Source organism: Alicyclobacillus acidiphilus NBRC 100859, assembly GCF_001544355.1.
Classification (GTDB): Bacteria; Bacillota; Bacilli; order Alicyclobacillales; family Alicyclobacillaceae; genus Alicyclobacillus; species Alicyclobacillus acidiphilus.
The window spans coordinates 1-14,427 of sequence record NZ_BCQI01000075.1 but is presented as its reverse complement, the minus strand read 5'-3'; the positions used below and the strand labels follow the sequence as shown (position 1 = coordinate 14,427).

14 protein-coding genes and 1 tRNA gene are annotated in these 14,427 nt (G+C 54.9%); 2 read left to right on the top strand and 13 right to left on the bottom strand.

All coding sequences use genetic code 11. The features are described 5' to 3' along the window. The first annotated feature begins 47 nt into the window (after positions 1 to 47). Entirely contained in the window at positions 48 to 677 is a 630-nt protein-coding gene (locus AAC01S_RS18995; protein ID WP_083511902.1) for a site-specific integrase, read from the top strand. Between the two features lie 87 nt (positions 678 to 764). Here the strand turns inward: AAC01S_RS18995 and AAC01S_RS16395 are convergent. The 11 genes from AAC01S_RS16395 to AAC01S_RS16345 all read right to left on the bottom strand — a co-directional run bounded on the left by AAC01S_RS16395 (position 765) and on the right by AAC01S_RS16345 (position 11,694). Continuing rightward, positions 765 to 843, bottom strand: a tRNA-Arg gene (locus AAC01S_RS16395). 154 nt (positions 844 to 997) lie between these two features. Continuing rightward, complete coding sequence (locus AAC01S_RS16390) at positions 998 to 1,459, bottom strand: hypothetical protein (protein ID WP_067624953.1); 462 nt, start codon at positions 1,457 to 1,459, stop codon at positions 998 to 1,000. Positions 1,460 to 1,580: 121 nt separating this feature from the next. Beyond that, positions 1,581 to 2,858 (bottom strand): serine--tRNA ligase, encoded by a 1,278-nt coding sequence (serS, locus tag AAC01S_RS16385; RefSeq protein ID WP_067624958.1) that lies wholly within the window; start codon positions 2,856 to 2,858, stop codon positions 1,581 to 1,583. A 231-nt stretch (positions 2,859 to 3,089) separates the two neighbouring features. Further along, on the bottom strand, positions 3,090 to 3,950 hold the full coding sequence (locus tag AAC01S_RS16380) for a hypothetical protein (RefSeq protein ID WP_067624951.1): 861 nt from the start codon (positions 3,948 to 3,950) through the stop codon (positions 3,090 to 3,092). After that, the gene (locus AAC01S_RS16375) at positions 3,947 to 4,372 is read right to left on the bottom strand and encodes a Fur family transcriptional regulator (protein WP_067624948.1); all 426 of its coding nucleotides are present in this window, start codon (positions 4,370 to 4,372) and stop codon (positions 3,947 to 3,949) included. The genes AAC01S_RS16380 and AAC01S_RS16375 overlap by 4 nt, the downstream gene beginning before the upstream one ends. A 272-nt stretch (positions 4,373 to 4,644) precedes the next feature. Continuing rightward, the gene (locus tag AAC01S_RS16370; protein ID WP_067624945.1) at positions 4,645 to 5,649 is read right to left on the bottom strand and encodes an ABC transporter ATP-binding protein; all 1,005 of its coding nucleotides are present in this window, start codon (positions 5,647 to 5,649) and stop codon (positions 4,645 to 4,647) included. After that, a complete protein-coding gene (locus AAC01S_RS16365; protein ID WP_067624944.1) occupies positions 5,646 to 6,641 on the bottom strand; it encodes an ABC transporter ATP-binding protein in 996 nt (331 codons plus the stop codon). The genes AAC01S_RS16370 and AAC01S_RS16365 overlap by 4 nt, the downstream gene beginning before the upstream one ends. Then, positions 6,628 to 7,542, bottom strand: a complete 915-nt coding sequence (locus AAC01S_RS16360) for an ABC transporter permease (RefSeq protein WP_083511899.1) — start codon at positions 7,540 to 7,542, stop codon at positions 6,628 to 6,630. Before AAC01S_RS16360 ends, AAC01S_RS16365 begins: the two co-directional genes overlap by 14 nt. A 25-nt stretch (positions 7,543 to 7,567) precedes the next feature. Continuing rightward, a complete protein-coding gene (locus AAC01S_RS16355; protein WP_067624942.1) occupies positions 7,568 to 8,569 on the bottom strand; it encodes an ABC transporter permease in 1,002 nt (333 codons plus the stop codon). A gap of 66 nt (positions 8,570 to 8,635) precedes the next feature. Continuing rightward, positions 8,636 to 10,336: an ABC transporter substrate-binding protein gene (locus AAC01S_RS16350; protein WP_067624939.1), complete on the bottom strand. Its 1,701-nt coding sequence runs from the start codon at positions 10,334 to 10,336 to the stop codon at positions 8,636 to 8,638. Between the two features lie 203 nt (positions 10,337 to 10,539). Continuing rightward, the gene (locus AAC01S_RS16345; RefSeq protein ID WP_067624916.1) at positions 10,540 to 11,694 is read right to left on the bottom strand and encodes a substrate-binding domain-containing protein; all 1,155 of its coding nucleotides are present in this window, start codon (positions 11,692 to 11,694) and stop codon (positions 10,540 to 10,542) included. A 200-nt stretch (positions 11,695 to 11,894) separates the two neighbouring features. On the opposite strand from AAC01S_RS16345, the gene AAC01S_RS16340 reads away from it, so the two are divergent. Beyond that, on the top strand, positions 11,895 to 12,530 hold the full coding sequence (locus tag AAC01S_RS16340; RefSeq protein WP_067624913.1) for a chloramphenicol phosphotransferase CPT family protein: 636 nt from the start codon (positions 11,895 to 11,897) through the stop codon (positions 12,528 to 12,530). Position 12,531: 1 nt separating this feature from the next. On the opposite strand, the gene pdxT is transcribed toward AAC01S_RS16340, so the two are convergent. Both pdxT and pdxS read right to left on the bottom strand, forming a co-directional pair. Next, entirely contained in the window at positions 12,532 to 13,104 is a 573-nt protein-coding gene (gene pdxT / locus AAC01S_RS16335; protein ID WP_067624910.1) for a pyridoxal 5'-phosphate synthase glutaminase subunit PdxT, read from the bottom strand. A 207-nt stretch (positions 13,105 to 13,311) separates the two neighbouring features. Then, positions 13,312 to 14,196, bottom strand: coding sequence for a pyridoxal 5'-phosphate synthase lyase subunit PdxS (gene pdxS / locus AAC01S_RS16330; RefSeq protein WP_067624907.1), 885 nt, complete (start codon positions 14,194 to 14,196; stop codon positions 13,312 to 13,314). Positions 14,197 to 14,427: the final 231 nt, after the last annotated feature.

The window sequence follows — 14,427 nt, the reverse complement described above, 5'->3', positions numbered from 1 at the left end:
TGTAAAATTAAGTGGCTGGATAATAATTTTCAAACACTTTCGCAGACATTTGTCATCCCTACGAAGTAATAACGTTACGAGCTGCCACCAGTTCACAGCACTATACTGCATTTCTACTACTCGCATCGACTGGCATGCGTGTCGGAGAAGTGCTAGGACTACGATGGGATCGCGTTGACCTCGACAAAGGGGTTATAAGCGTTGAAGTGTCATATTCGTATACTGGCTCTGGTTATGAGTTAGAAGCGCCCAAAACAGAAGCGGGGCGCCGTAGGCTAGACATTTCTGACGGTGTTGTGGCTGCCCTTCGTGCTCATAAGTCTAAACAGGCAAAACTACGACTCAAATTAGGGGAGAAATGGGAAGATAATAACTTGGTTGTGGCCACCGGAACAGGACGCTTTGTACTTGGTCATAATCTACGCAAGTCTTTCAATGTGGCAGTAGAGCGAGCCGGTTTGAAACGAATACCGATGTACAACTTACGCCATACACATGCAACCATTATGTTACGCCGTGGTGTCCATCCTAAGATTGTACAAGAGCGCCTTGGGCACTCAGATATCAGCGTGACACTGAATACGTATAGCCAAGTTATACCCGGATTACAGGCTGCGGCCGCAAACAGCTTAGACGACCTTTTCTCGTCAATTCAAACACCGATTTCAAAAGCGTGATTTGCAGTTGATTTGCAATATGCACGTTCGACTTAAAAAACGCGATTCTCAGTTCGCCTGAAAACCGCGCCGTTACTGGGTTTTTTCTGGCGCACCCGGAGGGATTCGAACCCCCGCAAGACGCGGTTTAGGAAACCACCGCTCTATCCTACTGAGCTACGGGTGCATGTTGTAAACGCCCTAATATTCTAACGCTCGATGTGCTTCAAATCAACCACTTGACTGAATCTGGATCGCCGCCGCTGAACCGTTCTGCCATACGCGCCCAACTGGCCGCTTCCACACGTCAAACCACGTTCCGTCCATCGCCGCCGCATTCCTCACTTCCTTCGTGCCTCGGCGCCGAACTTGCCCTTGAGCAGGGCTAGGTCGCAATCCGAGACTCGGACCAAGACGAATCCGTCCTGGCACGAGAAATCCTCGACCTTCAGCGATATGCCTAGCGGTTCAAGGATGCTGGGCAGATGCAGCTTGAGGCTCTGCCGCAACACTTCAATCCCGACTGGCGCGTCGCGCATCGCTTCTTGCAGGCTCATCTGGACGATGGCTGGCGGGATGTTGACGAGCTTGCGCGCGCTGATCTCGACCGCAATTTCGTCCTTGTCGCGATTGCTGAACGGTTTTGCGCAAAAGTCGATGTTCCACATGAGAAAGCGAAAGATCCCGTGCGCGCCATCAGGCTTGATTTCGGTGATGCGCAATCCGATATCCGGCGCCACTTCGCTGATGAGGTCGTTGAGGTCGTCCTTCGAAAGCCGGAAGCTGACGTGAGAGATTCTCATGTGAAACCTCCTGTTGGTCATCGGGCTGGCGGATTGGCGTGAATCGGTCGGCCGCGGGATTCGGCAGATCTGCCCGCGGACCCGGCAAGGCTGGGCGAGTCCGCCGGATCGCGGCTGATCCTTACTTCGTGATGCGCTCGATCCCGCCCATATAGGGCACGAGTGCCTTCGGAATCCGCACGGAGCCGTCGGCCTCCTGGTTATTCTCCAGTATGGCCGCGACGGTGCGGCCAATAGCCAATCCTGACCCATTCAAGGTATGCGCGAATTCGGGCCGTGATGAGTCGTCGCGGCGGAATCGCAGATTGGCGCGGCGCGCCTGGAAGTCCTCGAAGTTGGTGCAGGAGGAAATTTCGCGATACGTGTTCGACGCCGGGAGCCAAACTTCGATGTCGTACTTTTTCGCGTCTTTCGAGCCGAGATCGCCAGTGCAGATCTCGATGGTCCGGTAGGGCAGCTCGAGCGCCTGGAGGACGGCCTCGCACTCGCGCGTCAGTTGCTCGAGCACGTTGTACGACTCTTCGGGCAAGACCAGGTTGACCAGTTCGACCTTCTGGAACTGGTGCAGGCGAATCAGGCCGCGGGTGTCTTTGCCGGCAGATCCAGCTTCGGATCGAAAGCAGGACGAGTAACCGGCAAATTTGACCGGGAGCTGATCCACACTGAGAATCTCGTCGCGATAATAGTTGGTCAGTGGCACCTCGGCGGTCGGGATCAGATAGTACGGCAAGCCTTCGAGCTTGAACATCTCGTCGCCGAACTTCGGCAGGTTGCCTGTGCCGATGAGCGAGTCCTCGTTGGCGATGAAGGCCGGGAACATTTCGGTGTAGCCGTGTTTGTCCGTGTGGAGATCCAGCATGAACGCTGCGAGGGCGCGCTCGAGCCGGGAGCCGAGCCCCTTGTACAGCACGAAGCGGCTGCCGGTGATTTTGACCGCGCGCTCTGTGTCGAGAATGCCGAGTTCCTCCGCGATCTCGAAGTGCGCCCTGGGTTCAAACGAAAACTTCGGCACTTCGCCCCACGTCCGCAGGACGGGATTGTCCGCTTCCGACTCACCATCCGGTACGGAATCGTGCGGCACGTTCGGCAATGTGAGCAGATACTCCTGAACGGCGGCTTCCTGCTCGCGCACCATCTCATCCAGCCTTTTGATCTCTTCGCCGACTTCGCGCATCCGGGCGATGTCCGCGCTGGCGTCTTCCTTGTTCTTCTTCTTTACCGCGATGGCCTCGGAGGTCGAGTTGCGCAGGGCCTTCAGGCGCTCAACCTCGGCGAGGGCGGATCGCCACGCTTCGTCGGCGGCAAGCAGAGCGTCGATGACCTCTGCGGGCACCTTCTTGCGCGCGAGCTTCGCCTTGAACTCGTCCGGATTTTGCCGAATGGCACGGATATCTAACATGGAATATGGCACCTCACGATTTCGTTCTTGGGATTCACGGCGCAACGCGCATTTGCGCGGATACGAGTTGTTCCGCGCTGCGCGCCGCGACGCTGAATCTTGGGCTGTCCACAGCATAGCATGGGATGGGAAGCCTAGCCAAGTTGCCCCAGGTGGATGGGCGCGCGCGGAGGCACGTGGATCACGGTGTGGATGAAGGTGTGAACCCACGAGAACGCGCCGCGGCCTGCGTCAGACTTCCCGCACGTCGTGCACGCGCTTCATCGCGCGCCAGATGGACCAGCCGCCAGCGCCGCCGACCACGACGATAATCAACAGGAGGGCGACGTTGATGGAGTCCAGGTTGTAGACATGCAGCCCGGTGGGCATGGCCCAGTCGGCGAGGGCGGGATCCAGCAATTCGGCAATGCCAGCCAGCGCGAAGAGGATTCCGCCAATCAGCAGCGTATTGCCCGCGACGAAGCGGCCAATGAACGCCTTCGCCTTCTCTTCGAGCCGCTGACGCTCAATCCACCGTCCAAACGCGGCGCCAATCAGGATTTGCATCAGCAATGTGCCGAGTCCATAGAGCAAGCCTGGCATAAACGCGATCCACGCGCTCGGCATACGCGGCGAAATGACCGTATAGATGATGGTGGCGAACGCTCCGGTGCCCCATCCCGCGATAAAGCCGTGGATGAGGGCGAGCTTGACGGGCACTGTTTCCCGATCCGTTGGAAGCGCTGGCGTCAGACGTTCGAGCCAAGGGAACAGATGCAGCGTCTTGTGGCGGTACAGGATGAAGTAGCCTGACAGGAGCATGACGACCCCGACGATCACGTACACGATTTGCTCCGCACCCGGCTTCATCAGGAAGCCCGCCAGGGCGAAATACGCCAACTCCGATGCGATGGCCCGCTGCAGCGTGAACGCGAGCGAGAAGTACAAACCAGCGCGCATCCCGCCGCGGGTGCTGTAGCTTCCGATGGAATAACTGAACGTGATGGGCCATGTATGCTCGTCTGGCGTGATGCCGTGAACGATGCCCATGAGAAACACGGTGGCAAAATCGATCAGCCACGTGATGTGGTGGGGATTGTACCAAAACCTCACGGATTGCACCCCACTTCGCTCGCTTTGCGACAATCCGGACACGTTCCGTACGCGTCGGATCGATGCGCGATCACGTCGAAGTTTTCCGGGACGTGAAACGAAGGGCAGCTATTATGCAAATCCGTCACCCGGTGACAGGAGAGACAGACAAAATGGTGATGGTGATTGCACCCGCAATACGCGTAGTAGATGGTTCCATCCACGAGGAACGGCGTCGCAACCCCAATCTTCGTCAGGACCTCGAGCAGTCGATAGACTGTCGTCAACCCGATTCTGATGTCGTGCTGCTGTGCCAACTCGTAGAGTTGGGCAGGGGTGACCATGGAGGATGATCTGGAGAACACGTCCAACAAGCTCTCACGTTCGCTCGTCAGACGGAATTTTTGCTCGTTCAGCAATTCTTTGATGGGTGACTTATCCATGCTGCTCGCCTCAGATCTCATTTATCGAAAACGATTTGCTGTAACACCGTACATCGCGTCGGTGCGATTGTCAATAATAGAAAACCATTTTCTATATTTTACACCTCGCTAGAATTGCGTATACCGGATTCGCGCGAACCGGTGTGTATGAAACGCCTGTATGAAACGCAAAAGGGGCGCCCCGAGAATCGGGACGCCCTTTTTGCGCAATCTCCGCCGATCTTCGTTCCAGCGCAGGCGCCAGTTGGCGTTTGTATTGGAAGCCGAGCCCACTACGCGTACAGGTGGCACTTGACCAACTGCCCATCACCAACGGGACGTTTCATTGGGACTTCCTTCCGGCATTTGTCCATCACGTGCGGACAGCGAAATTGAAACGGGCATCCCTGTATCTCCATGCTCAAGTTGGGCGGTTCGCCAGTGAATACGGCGGAATCGAGATCATCGACGCCGCGCCGATCAGGATCTGGCGCTGCCTGAATCAGCAACTGCGTATACGGATGCTTTGCTTCTTCGACGATGGTGTCGGCAGGACCCTCCTCGACGATATCCCCTGCATACATCACGGCGATGCGTGCACCCACGTAGCGGGCGCTGGCGAGATCGTGCGTGATGTACAAATAACCGATGCCATACTGTTCATTGAGGGAAAGCATCAGGTTTAGCACGCCAAGGCGCAGCGACACGTCGAGCATGGAGACGGGTTCGTCGGCCAAGACGAGATCGGGACGTCCAGCGAGTGACCGAGCAAGCGCCACGCGTTGACGCTGCCCGCCTGACAGTTCGTGGGGAAACTGTTGCAGGAAATTGTCGGGCGGCGTCAGACCAACCTTCTCCAGCGCGTCGCGGAACAGATCATCGCGCTCTTTGTCGCGAAGCGATTGAAGCCGCGGCGGCAGGCTGCGCTTCAAAATGGTGCGGACGCTATGCGTGGGATTCAACGAAGCGAAAGGATCCTGAAACACCATCTGTACGCGCTGACGATATTCACGCAGATCACGCCCGCGGGCAGTCGTTACGTCGCGGCCGTCAAACATCAGGCTCCCTTCGTCCGGTGTGTATAGCCGCATAATGGTACGCGCAAGCGTCGACTTGCCGGATCCCGACTCTCCCACGAGGGCGACAATTTCGCTTGCTCCCACTTGTAAATCAGCGCCGCGCAACACATGCGAGACGCGTCCTCCCTGAACAAAGCGCTTGTGCACATTTTGAAGGACAAGCGGTGCGCCGAGTCGTTGAGGCTCTATTGTTGGGACGTTCTGTCGCATAGCGCTCATACGCCCACCTCCGAATCCGCGACATCGGTTTGAGCCACATGACAGGCGATCTGACGTTCCCGCCAGGACACCAGTGTTGGTGCCTTTTCGCTGCACACGTCGATGGCGCTGGCGCAGCGTTCGGCGAACGGACATCCTGGGGGAGGATTCTGCATGTCAGGCGGGGAGCCCGGAATGCCTTCGTGCCGCTTCATGGGCCCATGCAAAGGCGGAAAAGACTGGATAAGCGCTCGCGAATACGGATGGCGAGCGTCTCGCAACAACTCGGATGAGGGCCCGCTCTCCATGATTCTGCCCCCGTACATCACCACCACGTCGTCTGCCACTTCGAGAAGCAGCGACAAATCGTGCGTGATGAGAAGCACTGCGAAGCCGAGTTCACGCTGCAATTTGCGGATAAGCGCGATGATTTCCCGCTGGGCGACGACATCCAGCGCCGTCGTCGGTTCATCCATAATAATCAGTTGCGGCTGCAGGACGAGTGCCAGTGCGATCACGGCGCGCTGACGTTGTCCTCCCGACAACTGATGGGGATAACTGTCGAGCTTCGCGATGGGCACCTCCACAATTCGAAACACTTCCTCACAGCGCCGATCCGCCTTTGAACGGCTATAGTCTGGGTCGTGCGCACGCATTGCGTCGTGCATCTGCGCACGGATACGCATGACTGGGTTCAACGCGTTCATCGCGCTCTGTGTGACAAAAGAGAACGTCTTCCAACGCACCGTACGCAGTTCGGACTTCGTGAGCTTGAAGATATCTCGACCGACAATTTGAACATGTCCCTCGACCTTCACTGCGGGCGGTTGAAGTACCCGAGTGGCTGCAAGTACCAAGGTCGATTTCCCGCTTCCCGACTCCCCGGCCAAGCCCACCAATTGCCCTCGCCTAACCTGCATCGTCACGTCACGGACAGCCTGAACCCATCCTCTGGAAGTTGGATAGCTGATGGACACGTTTTCTACAGAAAATGCAACATCATCCTTTGACACGGACCCTCACTCTCCTCTTGCGCAGACGCGGATTGGTGATCTCGTCCAGCGAGAAGTTCAACAACGCCAGACCGCCGCCATAGATGGTGATCGCCAGACCAGGTGGAATAAACCACCACCACAAACCATTGATCAGCGCCGCGTTATTTTGGGCCCAATAGAGCATGGTCCCCCAACTGACGGCTGTGACGTTGCCGAGTCCAAGAAAATCCAGACCAGCCTCTGCCAACAATGCGCCGATCATCGCGAACAACAGGTTGTTTACGACGAGTGAGGCCATATTTGGAAGAATTTCACCGAATACGATGCTGTACCAGCGTTGTCCAACCAGTTGGGCATGTAATACATAATCGTGCTCACGCAAGGTCAACACTTGGGAGCGCAGCGTGCGAGCCCCCCAAGCCCAACCTGTGACCGCCAGAACGGCAATGGTAACCCACTCGCCCTTTGACGGCACGTACGACGAAAGTACAATCAACAGAGGCAGACCCGGAATCACGAGAAAAATGGAGATTAGGAACGACAGGATTCTGTCTGGCCAGCCGCCGAGAAAACCTGCAGTGATGCCAACCAGGACAGAAATGAATGTAGATAGGAATCCAGCGACAAACGACACGAGCAAAGAATCTCGTGCACCCCAAACGACCTGGCTAAAGACATCCTGGCCAAGGGCAGTTGTTCCAAGTAAGTTCTGCCCAGAAGGCGGTTGGTCGGGTATAAACGTCTCCGCGGTTGGATCGCCGGGCGCGATCACCGGTGCGAGCAGCGCAACGAGGACAAACAGCACAATAATACACAGTCCTACCCACGCCTTTGGACTAAGTTGCGGCACCCGCCAGCGGCGACGCGTGCTGGATCGCACTGCCACAGTCGAATTCTGGATGGCTGTTTGCGTAGTCATGGCGACGATTCCTCCCTTCGGCTCGTCAGGCTCTTCTGATGCGCGGATCCAGGAAGGTGTAGAGCAGATCCACAATAAGATTGGCCAACAGTACTGCCGAAACGATGATTAGAAAGATCCCTTGCATCAAGGGATAGTCCGAGTTTCCAACCGCTTCGACCAAGGCGTATCCAATGCCGGGATAGTTGAATACGTCTTCCACTAGCACCGCGCCGCCAACGACAAAGCCAAGTGACATCGCAAAGCTTGTGAGCACTGGAAGCATTGCGTTTCGCGCCCCATAATTACGCATCACTTCCGGTTCAGGCAACCCTTTCATTTGTGCGAGTTGGACGTAATCGTGAGACAAAATGCTGATCAGGTTGTTGCGCATCTGCATCATCCAGCCTCCCATCGAAGTGACGACGATGGAAAAGGCGGGCAGTGTGGCGTGATCGATCACGCTGCCAATGGATTGGAAGTTCCATCCGGCCTTGATGTTGCTGCCGATCGCGTGGGAAATCGGGAACCAGTTCAGTGAAAAACCGAGGAAATAGAGTAATGCCAAGGCGATCCAAAAATAAGGCATTGCCGAGATGACCGTGAATGCTACTGGCAGTGCGTCCGCAATCTTGCCTCCACGCCGCCACGCGGAATAGAGACCGAGGATGTTGCCGATAAAAAAGGCGATGATGGTGGATAGACCGATGAGAAACAGTGTCCACGGCAGCATTTCCCCGATCACTTTCGCAACAGGGACAGGAAAGTTCGTAAACGAAATACCCATGTGTCCGGTCACTGTGTTCCTCAAATACCCGAGATACTGTCTCCACAGACTTACATGCGTATTGATGCCGAACGCGTCCTCCAGCGCCTTGAGCGCACTGGGTGGCATCTTTCCTTGCGACTTGGCCATCAGCGCAGAGGCTGGATTGCCCGGCATCAGGCGCGGAATAATGAAGTTCAGTGTGATCGCTGCCCAAAAAATCAGGATATACAAGCCGAGCTTGCTGGCGATAAACTGCCAACCTTGAGAACGACGTGCCATCGTTTTCACCTACCCCGGGTTTGTATGGAAGAGGAGGAATGCAACATCCTCCTCTCGCCTAATTCCTCAATTATGCCAATACAAGTTCACCAGTACGGGAAGGTTGCCTTCGTTCAGATTCCAATACGGATTCGATGATGTCGGCCAGCCGCCAATATTCTTTGTTGAATATTCAATTGGCGTGTTTCGATAGGTCAAAGGTATGACGGGTAGTTGGGTCGCAAAGATTTTTGCCAACTGTCGCACAATGGGTACCTGTTTCGACTGGTCGTTCGTCTGCAGGAACTTCTGCCCGAGCGCCTCTACTTGTGGGTTATCGTAGCGCTCAAAGTTGGCGGACGCGTTCTGCCCCATCGGCTTCGAGAATTGTTGAGACATGAAAGGATAGAGCGTGAAGAACGGATTCGCACCCCATGGTGACCAACATATCCCGATGTCGAATTGACCCTGTTGTAATTTGTTGTAATATGTGTTCGCCGAATTGTTTTGCAGCGTGACGTTAATTCCGATTTGCTTCAACTGTTGGGCGATTTGTTGTGAGGCGGCCGTGAAATCTGTGTAGGGAGTGGGTACATCTATGGTGATGTTGAAAGGCTTGCCCTTTGGCGTCAACAAAGTGCCATTCGCCCCCATTTTGAAGCCAGCCTTGAGCAGCATTTGTTTTGCTTTTGTGGGGTTATATTGGACTGCGTAGTCATGTTGCAGAGTGGGTGTCGACCATGTTTTGTCCATTCCCGGTGTAATGCCTGTTAGATCCTTGACCGCAGGAGAATAGCCGCTCCATGCTACATTCGCCAACTGCGTGCGATTGATGGCGAGACTCATCGCCTGCCGCACAACCTGCAGGTTCATGGGATAGACTTGATTGTTGACGTAGAGTACGTCCATGCCATTCGGATACAGGCCTACGTGGTTGTCCTTCGGATCCCGATTCACGTAAGAGCGTTGCAGATCAAAGGAGAAGGTACCACCCCACTGGATCTGGTTTTGGGCGAGGGACAGGACGGTTGTAGTGTTTGATTGCTCCGCCGGGAATTTGATTGTCTGCAGGTATGGTTTGGGGCCTTGCCAATAATGTGGATTGCGCGTCATGGTTACCGTCTCAGGTGTAAATGACGAAAGTACATACGGTCCGGTTCCGACGGGATGTGGATTGACCCAAGTGGTGGGATTCTCATGGGACCAGATTGCCTCCGGCACAATGACAGTTTGAGATGCCATGTAGTAGAAGAACATGGAATTAGGTTTTTTCAACGTAAATTTGACTGCATATGGTCCATCTGCCGACACGGATTTGAGATAGCTCCACAAACCATTGAAATCACTTGCGGGGTATTTGTGCAACATGTTGAACGTGAAGGCAACGTCCTTGCTTGTAAACGCCGTCCCATTGGACCACTTCACACCGTGACGAAGTTGCACGGTTAAAACCGTGTTACTCGCATTCCATGTCCACGACGTGGCAAGCCATGGTATATACTTACCATTTGCTGAGTTCCACTGTGCCAAGGGCTCATAGATGATGGGTTCAGCGGGTGAGTTGTTGGCACCAGGCGCGAACGGATTGTTTTCGTTCACAAATGTGCCTCCTGGCCCACCAATCATGCTGATTGTTCCACCGATTGCGTGGCCCGATGACGCCTTGTCGGCATGCGGAGCAATCGACGGTTGCCCAGACGCAGGTGTTTCTCCACAGCCGACGAGTGCTGTCATTCCGAGCACACCTGTCAATGCGACGACGCCTGCTGTTCGCCATTTCCGGTTCATTCACATCCCCCTTTGGATATCGTGGTATGCTAACTGCTCAATAAATATATTAATATCTTATTCACGAAATGAAAGCGCTGTCAATATACGTGTTTGTAAGGTTATGTCGAATAAACATATATTATGTCGCGAATTTATATATAACTTCCGACACGAAGATCAGTACACAGAACGTCGCCTGTATCCGGCGAAATGGTTTGGGGTCAGCGCGTTTTTGGAGCTGCAGTTGAAGAACCCAAGACAATGCGATGGGGGATGACATTCTCAATTGCCGGCTCTTCGCCACGCATGAGGGATACGAGGACGTCTACGGCACGACAGCCGGTCATCTCCTCGTCCTGAAGAACATGGGTGAAAAATGGGGCAGTCAGCGCAGAATACTGATGATCGAAGCAAGCGATGGAACAATCCTCCGGAACTCGTAGCCCTAGATCCGTAATTGCAGTGCGGAGCAAAATGGCGATACCATACTCGCAAGCCAGATAAGCGGTGACTTCAGGGTGGTCTCCAACAAATGTCCGTAACGCGGCAAGGTCTTGTGCAAACATCTTCTCGTAATACTCGGTGGCTTTGAGCGTGAGTGTCGAGGAAACGCCATGAAACAGCAAGTCTGGAGCCGTGCCTAGACCGCGAGCGGCGTGGGCGAGCATGTAGCCCTGAATACGATCTTCTATCGAAGAAGTGCTGTCTGGAGAAGGAGACACGTACGCAATCTGGCGATGACCCAAGTCCATGAGGTATTCAGTCATCTCTCGAGCCGCTTCCGTGTTATTCGTGTACACGGCACGCGCCGGGATCCCTCTCATGTAGCGATCCATCAACACAAGCGGGAATCCGTCCAAGACGAGTCGCAATATGTCTGTACTAAAGTGCTCACCGTGCACAGGCAAAATGAGAAGCCCATCCACCCCCAACCGTAGGAGATCGGTAATTGCGTCCTTTTCGAGATTTCGATTGCCGTCCGTCAAACGCAATACAAGATGTAAACCCAGATCATGGCAGCGACTTTCCACCGCTCGGATTGTTTCGGCGCCGAAACTGTCGTCAAAACCAGGGATGATGAGACCAACGACACTTCCACGAAGAGAATCTGCCCTCTCAATGATGGTCTCTGACTCCAAGCCAATTTGAGAAAGGTCAGGCAGCGACTGCGCCACATACGACCCGCGGCCACGCGATCGGACGATGACACCTAGTGCAGCTAACCTCGCCAGCGCCCCCTTGGATGTCATCGTGCTGACGCCGAAATGATCCGCCAATTCTCGTTCCGACATGACGCGATCCCCTTCGCGAAGACGCCCTTCGCGGATTTCCGTAAGCAGGTAATCAGCGATTGTTTCGTACATGGGAACCGACATGCCGTGTGCCTCCTGAAAGTCGTAAATTCGCACATCTCATCCTAATATATCACGTTCGGACGATCCATTTCCTGCGGAGACGAACCGTTTCCGATGGGCAATCCGCTGACGCTTGAGAATCAACAGAATGTACATCCCGTAAACATAAAACCGATCATCCATGATAGGATGTTTCCGTGTTCATGAGGAGGTCATGCAAGATGCTGAATCTATCTTCAACAGGTCAAATTGTCGTTCTGAACGGTGCACCCAGATCCGGGAAATCGAGTATAGCCAAGGTCATGCAAGATACCTTCGATGAACTGTGGATGAACCTGGGAGTGGATGGATTTATGCGGATGACGCCTCAACGTTATCTGCCAGGAATCGGACTCCGCCCCGGAGGAGAACGGCCGGATCTGGAACCGATCGTTGAGACTTTGTATAAAGCAATGTATGAGTCGATTGCTGCCCACAGTCGCTTGGGAATCAACGTCGTAGTCGACGTGGGACATCATGATCTGTATCGAACACGAAGAAGTATCATCTCCAGTTGCGCAAACATTTTGCGTGGTCTGCCAGTACTTTTCGTAGGTGTTCGGTGCCCAATGGAAGTTATTATGGAACGAAGGATTGCAACGTGGAATGTCGGCTTCGCTGATGATGGGTCCGTTCCTGAACCTGTAATTCTGTGGCAAAATTCCGTACATCAACACGGTGCCTACGATCTTGAAGTGGATACTTCTGTTCTCACCTCTGAAGAATGCGCGAAAGTTATCAAAGAACGATTAGAAAGCGGACCCCCAGGTACCGCTTTCCATCGTCTAGCGGGTTCGTCACGTCCCCATCCCGATTAAATTACTGCTTGGCGCCCATATCCAAGAAATATTGATGCAACCGCAAATCGCCTGTGAGCTCCGGGTGGAAGGATGTCGCAAGAAGATTCCCTTGGCGCACCGCGACAATTCGATCTTCGTACGTCGCCAACACCTCAACGTCTTCACCGACCGATTCGATGTGAGGTGCGCGAATGAAAACAGCCGGATAAGGTTCCGGGCCGAGAACGGGAACGTCGAGATCGGCCTCGAAAGACTCGCGTTGGCGGCCGAACGAGTTCCGATTGACTGCGACGTCCATCAGGCCGAGATGGACTGTGTCTTCGCCGAGGATCCGCTTCGACAGCACGATCATACCCGCGCACGTCCCGAACACCGGCTTACCCGCGTGGGCGATCTCGCGGACGGGATCGAGCATATTGTATTCTCGCATCAGTTTGCCGATCGCGGTGCTCTCCCCGCCAGGCAACACCACCGCGTCGACACCGTCCAATTCGTGCGCGCGACGGACCTCAATTGCGTCCGCACCCAGATTCCGCAAGACCTTGATATGTTCCCGAAACGCGCCTTGTACCGCGATCACACCGACCTTCATACCTGACTTCCTCCATCCCTCTATCTATATGGTCCCTATGGTCCGAATCGTGTCTGCTTGTGCGGCACTGCCGCTCATCCCAATGAACCACGCAAAGCCGGACGCCATCCGGCTCCCGGCTCATTGGAAACATTCTAGGATGTAGATGCGTGCTGTACAGCGCGACCGATTGCTAAACCCACGTTCTCCGATTCGATCCCTGCGGATTTACCAGCCGCGAGTTGCCATCCGCTCTTCAGCCCGCAACGTCGCGATATCGATGCCTTCCATAGCGGTACCCAGGTCCTTGGACAATTCCGCGAGCAGGGCATAGTCCTGATAGTGGGTCGTCGCCTGAACGATGGCCCGGGCAAACTTCTCTGGATTTTCGGACTTGAAGATACCCGATCCCACGAACACGCCGTCCGATCCCAGTTCCATCATGAGCGCCGCGTCCGCCGGCGTTGCAATACCGCCTGCCGCAAAGTTGACAACGGGCAACCGTCCCGTGTCGTGCACTTCTTTCAACAAGTGCAGTGGCGCACCAAGGTTCTTTGCCTCTGCGTACAGTTCGTCCTCGGACATATTTTGCACAAGCCGAATCTGCGCTTGCATCTTGCGTTGATGGACAACCGCTTCGATGATGTTGCCCGTTCCCGGTTCACCCTTCGTACGGATCATCGATGCACCTTCGCCGATACGGCGCAAAGCTTCACCGAGATCCTTCGCGCCACAAACGAATGGCACAGTAAACTTGCTTTTGTCCACGTGGAACTTGTCGTCAGCCGGAGTGAGAACTTCACTTTCGTCAATGTAGTCGACGCCCATCGCTTCCAAAATACGCGCCTCGACGATATGACCAATGCGACACTTTGCCATCACGGGAATCGAGACGGCCTTCATGACTTCTTCGATAATGGTCGGATCGGCCATTCTCGCCACGCCACCCGCCTTGCGAATGTCGGACGGAACCCGCTCCAGCGCCATGACCGCTACAGCACCGGCCGCCTCGGCGATTTTTGCCTGTTCAGCGTTCACCACGTCCATGATGACGCCACCCTTTTGCATCTCGGCCATACCGCGCTTGACCAGATCTGTTCCTACCTTCGCCATGCCGACTTCCTCCCTGTTCAAACCGTAACCGACTATCTGTCGGGATATGTGTAGAATAAAGCCAACTTATATTATAAACCGTGCCATCCCACGTCTCAACGTCGAGCAAAGCGCTGCGCGCCCCCACTCGATTTGCCGGTGCCTTTCGCGAGCGATTCTGCAGGGCGTTAGCCCGAAGCCTAGCGAGCGAGAGGCACCGGCAGGCACCCTAGTCGCTCCATGCGCGCCCCC

Coding starts and splice junctions, on each gene's coding strand:
- pdxS (WP_067624907.1), bottom strand. CDS start 14,196: ATGGCGAAGGTAGGAACAGATCTGGTCAAGCGCGGTATGGCCGAGATG.
- AAC01S_RS16355 (WP_067624942.1), bottom strand. CDS start 8,569: ATGGCACGTCGTTCTCAAGGTTGGCAGTTTATCGCCAGCAAGCTCGGC.
- AAC01S_RS16360 (WP_083511899.1), bottom strand. CDS start 7,542: ATGACTACGCAAACAGCCATCCAGAATTCGACTGTGGCAGTGCGATCC.
- AAC01S_RS16375 (WP_067624948.1), bottom strand. CDS start 4,372: ATGGATAAGTCACCCATCAAAGAATTGCTGAACGAGCAAAAATTCCGT.
- AAC01S_RS16350 (WP_067624939.1), bottom strand. CDS start 10,336: ATGAACCGGAAATGGCGAACAGCAGGCGTCGTCGCATTGACAGGTGTG.
- AAC01S_RS16345 (WP_067624916.1), bottom strand. CDS start 11,694: ATGTCGGTTCCCATGTACGAAACAATCGCTGATTACCTGCTTACGGAA.
- AAC01S_RS16370 (WP_067624945.1), bottom strand. CDS start 5,649: ATGAGCGCTATGCGACAGAACGTCCCAACAATAGAGCCTCAACGACTC.
- AAC01S_RS16390 (WP_067624953.1), bottom strand. CDS start 1,459: ATGAGAATCTCTCACGTCAGCTTCCGGCTTTCGAAGGACGACCTCAAC.
- pdxT (WP_067624910.1), bottom strand. CDS start 13,104: ATGAAGGTCGGTGTGATCGCGGTACAAGGCGCGTTTCGGGAACATATC.
- AAC01S_RS16340 (WP_067624913.1), top strand. CDS start 11,895: ATGCTGAATCTATCTTCAACAGGTCAAATTGTCGTTCTGAACGGTGCA.
- serS (WP_067624958.1), bottom strand. CDS start 2,858: ATGTTAGATATCCGTGCCATTCGGCAAAATCCGGACGAGTTCAAGGCG.